Raw genomic sequence first — 9,275 nt, forward strand, 5'->3', positions numbered from 1 at the left:
GCACTTATGCCGTACGCCCAGAGCCCGCTCCGTCCCGCCCGCCACCGCGCGGCCCGGGTGCTGGCCGTCACGGGGGCGGCGGCCCTCCTCCTCGCCGGGTGCGGCTCGTCGGGACCGTCCGGCTCCTCGGGGTCCCCGTCCAGGGCGGCGGACGCGCCGCAGGCGGCCGGTGACAAGCGGACCGTCAAGGACGCCACGGGCAGGGCCGTCGAGGTCCCCGCCACCCCCCGGCGGATCGTCACCCTCACCCAGGAGGACCTCGACGCGGTGCTCGCCCTCGGGGTGAAGCCGGTCGGCATCACCAACGGCCAGGGCCTGGACGCGCCGCCCGCCTACCTCAAGGACGAAGTCGAGGGCGTCCCGGTCGTCGGCAACCTGCTCCAGCCCGTCATGGACAAGGTGATCGCCGCCAAGCCCGACCTCATCCTGGCCGGCGACATGCAGGACGAGCAGGTGCTCAAGCAGCTTCGCGAGATCACCCCGGCCACCCTCGTCACCATGGCACCCGCCGACGACTGGAAGCTCGCCCTGCGCGGCATCGGAAACGCCGTCAACAGGCTCGACCGGGCCGACAAGGTCATCGGCGACTACGACGCCAAGGCCAAGCGGGCGGGCGAGGGTCTCGGCTCCGCCAAGGGCGCGGCCGTCTCGATCGTCCGCTGGAACCCGACCGGGCCCAGCTGGATGGAGAAGAAGCAGTTCGCCAGCGGCGTCGCCCTCGACATGGGCCTCGCCCGTCCCAAGGCCCAGGACAGGGACGGCAACGCGCACAGTCCGGCGCTCAGCCTGGAGAAGCTCGACGAGATCGACGGCGACTGGCTGTTCCTCTCCACCCTCACCGACGACGGCAAGTCCGCGCTCAAGGACGTCCAGTCCAAGCCCGCCTACCGGGAGTTGGGCGCCGTGAAGAACAACCACGCCGTCGCCGTGGACGGTTCGGTCTGGTCCACCCGCGGTGGCCCGCTGGCGGCCGGCGTCGTCATCGAGGACATCGCCAAGGCCCTGACCGGCTCCTGATCCGCACGCCTCTCATCAACCATACGGAGAATCAGTGGAGTTGACCGTCCAGGGCCTCACCGCCGGCTACGGCCCCGGGAGCCCCGTGCTCGACGGCGTCGACCTCGCCGTGCCGGCCGGTCGGGTCGTCGCCGTCGTCGGCCCCAACGGCTGCGGCAAGTCCACGCTGCTGCGGGCGGTCGCCCGACTGCACCGGCCCGACGCCGGGCGGGTCCTGGTCGGCGGCGAGGACGTGTGGCGGCTGCGCCCGCGCCGGGCGGCGCACCGCGTCGCGCTGCTCCCGCAGAGCCCGCAGGCGCCCGAGGCGGTCACCGTCGCCGGCCTGGTGCGCTACGGCCGTCACCCGCACCAAGGTCTGTTCCGCCAGTGGTCCGCCGAGGACGAGCGGCGCACCGCCCGCGCCCTGCGCGCCACCGGCGTCGAGGCGCTCGCCGACCGCCGCCTCGACCGACTCTCGGGCGGCCAGCGCCAGCGCTGCTGGCTCGCCATGGTGCTGGCTCAGGACGCTCCCGTCGTCCTGCTCGACGAGCCGACCAGCGCCCTCGACCTCGGCCACGCCGTCGAGGTGCTGGAGCTCGTCCGAGAGGTCGCCGCCGACGGGCGCACCGTCGTCATGGTCCTGCACGACCTCGCCGCGGCGGCCCGCTACGCCGACCTGCTCGTCGCCCTGCGCGACGGCGCCGTCGTCGCCAGCGGCCCGCCCCGCGAGGTGGTCGACCCGGACCTCGTGCGCGCCCTGTACGACGTCGACGCCGACATCCTCCCCGCCCCGGACGACGGCGCCCCGGTCATCGTCGCCCGCCCGCGCCCCCGCTGACGGGCCGCCGCGGATTCTCCGGGGTTGCCATCCGGGATCGTTCACCCGTTCGATGGGTTTGGTTTCCGCAGGTCGTGAAGCCGGGACCCTGGGCGCCGCGTTGTCAGTGGGCCTCGCTACGTTCCTCCCATCGCTGACCGACAGGTGGGAGGAGAACGGCCGTGGCATGGGTGGAGACGAGTGCGGGCGGGTACCGCGTCGCGCTCGACGGGGACGGCACGGTGCTGTGCCGGAACGCGGCGGGGCGGCAGCTGAAGGCCGTGCCGCCGAAGCTCGGCGACGATCCGGTGGTCACCCAGCTGAGGCAGCTCGCCGAGTGGCTGGGGGCGCACGAGCGGCGCTGCCTGGAGGACGTCGAGCGGTGGATGGTGCGCTCGCTGCCGGTGCCCGCGGCCGTGGTCACCGCGGTGTGGGCGGACGAGGCCTGGCGCGGCGTCCTGCGGGACCTGGTCGTCACCGGGGCCGACGGCGAGGTTGCCGGGTTCCTGCGCGACGCCGACGCCGAGCGCGGGCTCGGGCTGGTCGACCCGGACGGCGACACCGTGCGCCTCGCTGACGGCGAGATCCGGATACCCCACCCCGTCCTCCTCGCCGACCTCGACGACCTGCGCGAGTTCGCCGTCGAACTCGGCGTCTCACAGCGGGTCCAGCAGCTCTACCGCGAGGTCTGGCACCGGCCGGCGGAGGTGCCGGCCGGCACCGAGGTCACCACCTACGCGGGCGGGCGCTACAAGGAACTTCGCGAGCTCGTCGGGCGCTGCGCCCGGCTCGGCTACCGGGTGCGCGGCGGCAGCGCCGTCGTGCCGGTGGTCGAGGACGGCCGCACGGTCGAGGCCCGGCTGTGGGTCGGCGACTACTACGACTACGACGAGTGCGAGACGGGCCCGCTCAGTTGGGCGGGGCCGGACGGCCGGGCGCTGCCGCTGGCGCAGGTCGGTCCGGTGGCGTGGTCCGAGGGCATGCGGATGGCCGCCGCGCTGTACGCCGGCCGCACGATCGAAGGGGAGGAAGCGGCATGACCGCCACCAGCCTGAGCGGCGCCGGCACGAACGAGGCCGGCACGAACGGCACCGGCCCGAGCGCCCTGCCGGACGCCGGTCGGCACGAGCGGCTGCTCGACGCCGGCGCCGTCCTCCCGGCCGGTACCGTGCCCGGCGCCGGCCGCTCCGACAGCGCCGCGGACGTGCTGACCGCCCGCACCTACGCCCACCCCGCGCTCGACGGCCGCCGGATCGTCCGGCTGGTGCCCGGAGCGCTCGGCCCCGCCGAGGACCTGGCCGTCGACTTCCTCGGCCTCGCGCCGCAGGCCGAGCCCGCCGAGGTCGGTCAGGTGCGCCAGGAGGCGCTCGGCTTCCCGGCGTGGGCGCTGGTCCACGACCCGGCCAACGGGCACCACGCGCTGGCCCTGGTCAAGGAGTTGGAGCGGCTGGCCCGCCAGGCCAAGTCCAAGCCCGGCGCCGCCAAGGACGGCTTCGACGCGCTCGCCGCGCGCCTGGGCCGCGCCGTGCCGCACTTCCTGCCCACCTTCTGCGAGGAGGTCGGTCGGATCTTCCTCGGGGTCGGCAACCAGACCTACGCCGCGAGCTGGTTCGGCAAGGCCCGCGAGGCCGAGCGCACGCACGGCCTGGAGGTGGACGAGGAGCGGCTGCGCGCCGTCTTCCTGGAGTTCGCCCTGGCCGGCGCGCTCACCGTCAAGTCCCTGCGGCAGTACGTGAAGTCGCTCGGCGCCCGGCTCGACGCGGCGACGGCCTGGCAGCGCTTCCGCCAGCTGTGCACCGAGCGCGCCGCCGCCGGCATGGCCCCCTACGCCGGGGTCGCCGAGGACGCCCGCGCCCTCGTGAAGGCCGCCGGGCTGGACCGGGAGGAGCACGAACAGTCCCTGCTCGCCGAGCTGCTGGCGGCGCCGGCGGCCAACCGGGCGCCCGTCGCGTTCTGGAAGTCCTGGCACGGCGCCCTCGTCGCCCTCGGCAGGCGCGACGAGGCGGTGCGGGTCCGCCTGCTGGAGCTGATGCCCACGGCGGGCGGCAACTCCGACGCCGCCGCGCACGACGCCGCCTGGCTGGCCGTGCTCGCCGAGACGGGCGCCGAGAGCCTGCTCACCGGCCCGCGCCCCGAGGACACCCAGGGCACCGCGGGCTCCGAGGACACCGCGCCCGCCGCCTGGCTCCGCCGCTGGACCGACCACCTCGGCCGCGGCTGGGGCTCCCGTCCCACCTGCGCGGCCACGGTGGCACTCGCGGGCCGGATGGCCGAGCGGCTGCGCGCCGACGGCACCCCGGTCGACCTCTTCACCGGGATCCGCCGGAGCACCACCCAACTCGACCTGCTGGAGCGACTGCTGGCCGACGGCGTGCCCGTCGCCGACCCGCCGGCCGGGCTCGGCCTCGACCTCACCGGCTGGGCCCGCCACAGCGGCTCCACCGGCCCCGACCTGGCCGCCGTCGCCGCCGACCCCCGCTTCCGGGGCGTGCTGCGCGCCGCGACGCCCTCGGCGTGGGAGACGGCCGTCCAGCAGAAGGTGCCCGCCCTGCCGCTGCTGCGCGAGCTGTTCGCCGAGTGGGCCGACGAACGCGCCGCCGACGTCTCGGCCGCCCGCGGCCTGGCCGGCGCCGCCGACCTCGTGCGCACGCTCTCCCCGTACCGCAGTGTGCTGAGATCGATCTCCCCCGCCGCCGCTGAACGGATCGCGGCCCTCGACGTCGCCGGGCTGCTCGCCCGCGCGCTCGGCGCCGGCATCCTCGACGAACTCGGCTGGCCCGCCCTGGAGGAGGCGCTCGACAAGCTCGCCGACCCGCCGGCCACCGGCACCGGCACCGGCACCGGCACCGGCACCGGAACCGTCGCCGGAGCGGCCACGGCCACCGGCAGCGACCAGGACGGCGGCCCGGAGAAGACCCCCGGCGCCCGCATCCTGCAGGGCCTGATCGTCGAGGACGCCTGGCCGCACCTGATCCTCGCCCGCCTGGACCGCGCCGTCGTCGTCGGCCCGCAGGGCATCGTGCTGGAGCACACCCTGCGGCTGCCCAAGCTGGAGACCTGGAACCGCCCCCGGCTGCGCTTCGTCGACGGTGAACTCCTCGTCGTCTGGCACGAGCAGGGCAAGCAGCGGGCCTACTGGTCCGGCCGCCCGGCCGAGACCTTCGAGCTCGGCGGCGAGACCATCGCCTGGTACTTCTACGGCGACCGGCACCCCGAGGCCCCGTCCCTCCCGCTGCCCGGCGGCGGACGGACCACCGGAGAGCGCCCGCTGCACACCGGCGACACCCGGATGCCCGCCGAGCACCGCGTCCTCGGCGACGGCACCGGCCACTGGACGCTGCGGCACGGCCCGACGGGCCCGGTGCTGCACGAGTTCGACCCGGCGACCGGCGCCCTCGGCCGCGCCGCCGAGCCGCCGGTGATCGCCGCCTCGGCCGCCGCGGGCACGCTCGACCTCGACCGTTCGCGGCTGCTGCCGCTCCAGCCCGGGCTGGAGCGGACGCCGTTCGGCACCGACGGCACCGTGCTGGGCAGCTGGGTGCGCGTCGACACCGGGCGCACCGTCACCACCGTCACCGCCGACGGCGGCACGATCGTCGTGCCCCTGAACGGCGGTCACCCGAGCGTCGTGCCCGTCGGCCGGCTCACCCTGCCGGGCACGAACGCAACGCCGGGGGAGACGAGCGGGACGGCCGCGACGGGCCCGGTCGTCACCAGGTCGATCCGCGACCACCTCGCCCTCGCCCTGCCCGACCTCGGCACCGACGGCGTCGAAAGCGCCGACCACGCCCGCACCGTCGACCTGATGCCCTGCCGCCCCGGCGACCTCCAGGCCGCCGGCACCGGGCTCGTGCCGCCGCTCGACCACTGGCACGCGCTGCGCCCGCGCGACGAGGCCGGCTCGCACGTGCTGCGCGCCGTCACCCCCGAGCAGGCCGCTGCGCTCATCGACATCGTCTGGCCCGCCGACGTCGAACCGGTGCCCGAGGCCGAGCAGCGCTGGATCACCGTCCAGGGCGTGCGCCGAAAGCTCGCCCACCGCAGCGGCGCCCGCCGCAGGCTGCCCGTCCACGCCGTCGGTGCCGCCCTGCCCGGCATCACCGACGAGCGGCTGCTCGCCGGGGTCGCCGGCCTCGCCCGGATCGCCGCCGAACTGCTCGACCGCGTCGCCCGGTTCGTCGAGCAGCCCGAGGCCGAGGCACGCTCCACCGCAGCCGCCGCACCCCCCGAGCACCGGCCCGACCACGGCCGCGACGCCGAACTCCAGGCCGCCATCAGCGGATGGGTGCCCGACGCCGACCGCTACGGCACCTCGTGGGGCGCCCCCGGCACCTGGAAGGTGCTGAACAACCTGCGCACCGTGACCGCCGTCCTCGCCGACCCGCCCCCGGCCACCGCAGAGGGCTGGAGCAGCCCGGCCTCGGTCGGGCTGCTGGGCGGCGACGTCCACCACGCGTGGCTGTCCCTGCTCGGCCGCCTCCACCTCCTCGTCCAGGCCGCGGCCTCCCCGCTCACCGAACCGGCCCACCGCTCCACCCTCGTGCTCCTGCTCGGCGAGCTCACCAGGGGCCCGCTCGCCGACCGCGGCGCCACCCTGCGCCAGATCGTCCTCAGCGAGCCCACCGAGCGCACCACCACCGGCCGGCCCACCGCCCACCGCCAGGGCCAGGTGCTGCGCCACGGCGACCGCACCGTCGTCATCCTCGGCCACCGCAACAACCGCGGCGACCACGCGCACTGGCTGGCCGTCGACCACGACCCGAGCGGCGGGTTCGGCCCGGTCGACCACTTCACCACCATCGAGGAGCGCAACACCGAGGAGCGGCTCGACGCCGCCTGGATCGCCAAGTTCTGGCGGGTCCTCGCCCTGCACGGGCCCGTCCCCGCCGACCAGGCCCGGTCCAAGGCCTTCGGCGAGCTCACCGGCACCGGCACGGCCCGGGCCTCCCTGGTCCTCGCCGCGGCGCCCGCCCTCTTCCAGTGGCACGGCCCGGTACTGCCCGCCGACCGGCTCCCGGAGTTCGGCCTCAAGGCCGCCGAGGCCACCGCCGCCCGCGACTGGCTGCGTCGGCGCGGGCGCGCCGGACTCGACGAGGTCTGGGCCGCGCTGCTGCCCGCCGACCCCAAGACCCTCTGGACCGACGGCCCCGACCTGGCCGCCGGAGCCGAGGCCTGGATCCGGCACTTCGGACGGCTCGTCACCCTCCCCGACGACGCCCAGGCCACCGTCACCGGCGTCGACGTCGACCACGTCGAGGCCGTCCTCAACCCCGACCGGACACCCTGGCTCAGCCGCACCACCACCTTTCGCCTCACCACCACCCCCGACGGGTCGATGAAGCAGATGGTCGCGGCCGACCCCTCCGCCGTCCCCGGCTTCGGCGTGCTGCGCGGGGCCATCGACGCCCTCCGGTGGCTCGTCTACCACCTGCCCGCCGACAGCCCGCTGCGCCCGCTGCTGCCGCGCACCGCCACCGCCCTGCGCGAACGCCTCGCCGACCCGGAGCTCCTGTTCGACTTCAACCTCTTCCAGACCGCCAAGGGCCAGTCGCTGGCCGTCATCCTGCGCTCCCACTTCGGCCTGCCCCCCGAGGGCGGCGCCGACACCGACGGGCTGGTCCGCTGCGGCCCCGCCCTCGTCCTCGCCCCCAGCGGCGGCACCATGGAGCGGGTCCTGCTGCGCCCCGCCGGGCTCACCGGCGCTGACGACCAGGTGCTCGAACTGCTGGAGGGGCTGGGCGCGGGCTACGGGCTCGCGAGCGAGCTCGCCGCCATCGCGACCGTCCTCCGCGGCGAACCGGAGAACCTGGCCGCCCCCACGGAGCCGGCCGGCTGCGCCGAGGGCGACGCGCGGTGGCTGCAGAACCCGCAGTTCTCCGTCCCCGCCCTCGTCACCGAGGCGGCCCGCACCCACGGCCTGGGCGAGGACGCCGCCGCGCTCTACCTCCAGCTCCTCGCCCTGCCCGACCCCACCGACCGCAACGCCGCCCGCTGGACGGGCTGGAAGCCCGCCCGGCTCAAGCGCGCCCGCGCCGAACTCGCCGCCACCGACCTCGTCATGGAGGCCAAGCGGGCCCGCGCCGGCCGCACGCTGTTCCTGCCCTGCGGCTGGCAGGAGGCCAAGGCGCCCGCCCTGCCCGCCGAGACCTGGAAGGCCGACTTCTACGAGCTGGCCACCTACCGTCCCGCGCTGCCGCACCAGCCCGTCCCGGAGCTGTTCGCCCGCGCCTGGCAGCGGACCGTCGACGGCGACGCCCCCGGATACGAACAGCTCCAGACCGCGAAGCGCAGGAAGGCCCGCCGATGACCGCCCCCACCACGACCCCTGCCGACGCGCCCGCCCGGCAGATCACGCCGCCCGAGGAGAAGTACGCCGCCGAACTGGAGTTCCTCGCCGCACACGACTCCGGCCCACGCCCTCCCGGCTGGCGGCTGACCCCGCGCGCCGTCGTCACCTTCGTCCTCGGCAGCGACGGCGAGAAGCTCAGGGCGGGCCGCAAGGGCCTCGTCATCGAGCGGAAGTTCGTCGGCGAGCGGGCGCTGGTCGAGCGCTGCGTCGTCACCCTCGCCGGCGAGCGCGGCCTGCTGCTCGTCGGCGAGCCCGGCACCGCCAAGTCGATGCTCTCCGAACTGCTCGCCGCCGCCGTGTGCGGCACCAGCGCCCTCACCGTCCAGGGCACCGCCGGCACCACCGAGGACCAGCTGAAGTACGGCTGGAACTACGCCCTCCTGCTCGCCAAGGGCCCCAGCCGGGAGGCCCTCGTGCCGTCCCCGGTGCTCACCGCGATGACGGCCGGCGCCGTCGCCCGGGTCGAGGAGGTCACCCGCTGCCTGCCGGAGGTGCAGGACGCCCTGGTCTCGCTGCTCTCCGAACGGCGCGTCGCCGTCCCCGAGCTGGCGGGCACCCCGGACGCCCAACTGCACGCGGCCCCCGGCTTCACCCTGATCGCCACCGCCAACCTGCGGGACAAGGGCGTCAGCGAGATGTCCGCGGCCCTCAAGCGGCGGTTCAACTTCGAGACGGTGGGCCCGATCGCGAGCCTCGCCGCCGAGGTCGACCTGGTCCGGCGCCAGTCCACCGCCGCCGTCGCCCGCGCGGGCGCGCCGTTCACGGTGGACGACGCCGTCCTCGAAGCGCTCGTGACCGCCTTCCGGGACCTGCGCACCGGCCGCTCCACCGAGGGCTGGGACGTCGAGCGCCCGTCCACGGTGATGAGCACCGCCGAGGCCGTCTCGGTCGCCACCGCCCTCGGAGTCACCGCCGCCTACCTGCCCGACGGCGGCGACCTGCTCGGCCGCCTGCCCGGCCAGCTGATCGGCGTCGTGCGCAAGGACGACCCGGCCGACGCCGCCCGGCTGCTCGGCTACTGGGACGGTCCGGTCCGGCGCCGCGCCGAACAGGGCGCCGCCACCTGGCGCACCCTGTGGGACCTGCGCCCGGCCCTGGAGGCGTGAGGCCATG

Annotated in this window: 5 protein-coding genes; all 5 read left to right on the top strand. The window is 76.0% G+C overall.

The genetic code is table 11. The features are described 5' to 3' along the window. Nucleotides 1–6 precede the first annotated feature (6 nt). Complete coding sequence (locus tag AB0C76_RS00300) at nucleotides 7–1,017, top strand: ABC transporter substrate-binding protein (RefSeq protein WP_359957245.1); 1,011 nt, start codon at nucleotides 7–9, stop codon at nucleotides 1,015–1,017. 34 nt (nucleotides 1,018–1,051) lie between these two features. Continuing rightward, complete coding sequence (locus AB0C76_RS00305) at nucleotides 1,052–1,834, top strand: ABC transporter ATP-binding protein (protein WP_359957248.1); 783 nt, start codon at nucleotides 1,052–1,054, stop codon at nucleotides 1,832–1,834. Between the two features lie 161 nt (nucleotides 1,835–1,995). Continuing rightward, a complete protein-coding gene (locus AB0C76_RS00310; RefSeq protein ID WP_359957251.1) occupies nucleotides 1,996–2,853 on the top strand; it encodes a DUF4132 domain-containing protein in 858 nt (285 codons plus the stop codon). Beyond that, the gene (locus AB0C76_RS00315) at nucleotides 2,850–8,120 is read left to right on the top strand and encodes a hypothetical protein (RefSeq protein WP_359957254.1); all 5,271 of its coding nucleotides are present in this window, start codon (nucleotides 2,850–2,852) and stop codon (nucleotides 8,118–8,120) included. Before AB0C76_RS00310 ends, AB0C76_RS00315 begins: the two co-directional genes overlap by 4 nt. Then, entirely contained in the window at nucleotides 8,117–9,268 is a 1,152-nt protein-coding gene (locus tag AB0C76_RS00320) for an AAA family ATPase (RefSeq protein WP_359957257.1), read from the top strand. Before AB0C76_RS00315 ends, AB0C76_RS00320 begins: the two co-directional genes overlap by 4 nt. Nucleotides 9,269–9,275 lie beyond the last annotated feature (7 nt).

Source organism: Kitasatospora sp. NPDC048722, from assembly GCF_040650235.1.
Taxonomy (GTDB): domain Bacteria; phylum Actinomycetota; class Actinomycetes; order Streptomycetales; family Streptomycetaceae; genus Kitasatospora.

Excerpts from the sequence above, each read along its gene's own strand:
- AB0C76_RS00320 (WP_359957257.1), top strand. The coding sequence starts at position 8,117 with ATGACCGCCCCCACCACGACCCCTGCCGACGCGCCCGCCCGGCAGATC.
- AB0C76_RS00315 (WP_359957254.1), top strand. The coding sequence starts at position 2,850 with ATGACCGCCACCAGCCTGAGCGGCGCCGGCACGAACGAGGCCGGCACG.
- AB0C76_RS00300 (WP_359957245.1), top strand. The coding sequence starts at position 7 with ATGCCGTACGCCCAGAGCCCGCTCCGTCCCGCCCGCCACCGCGCGGCC.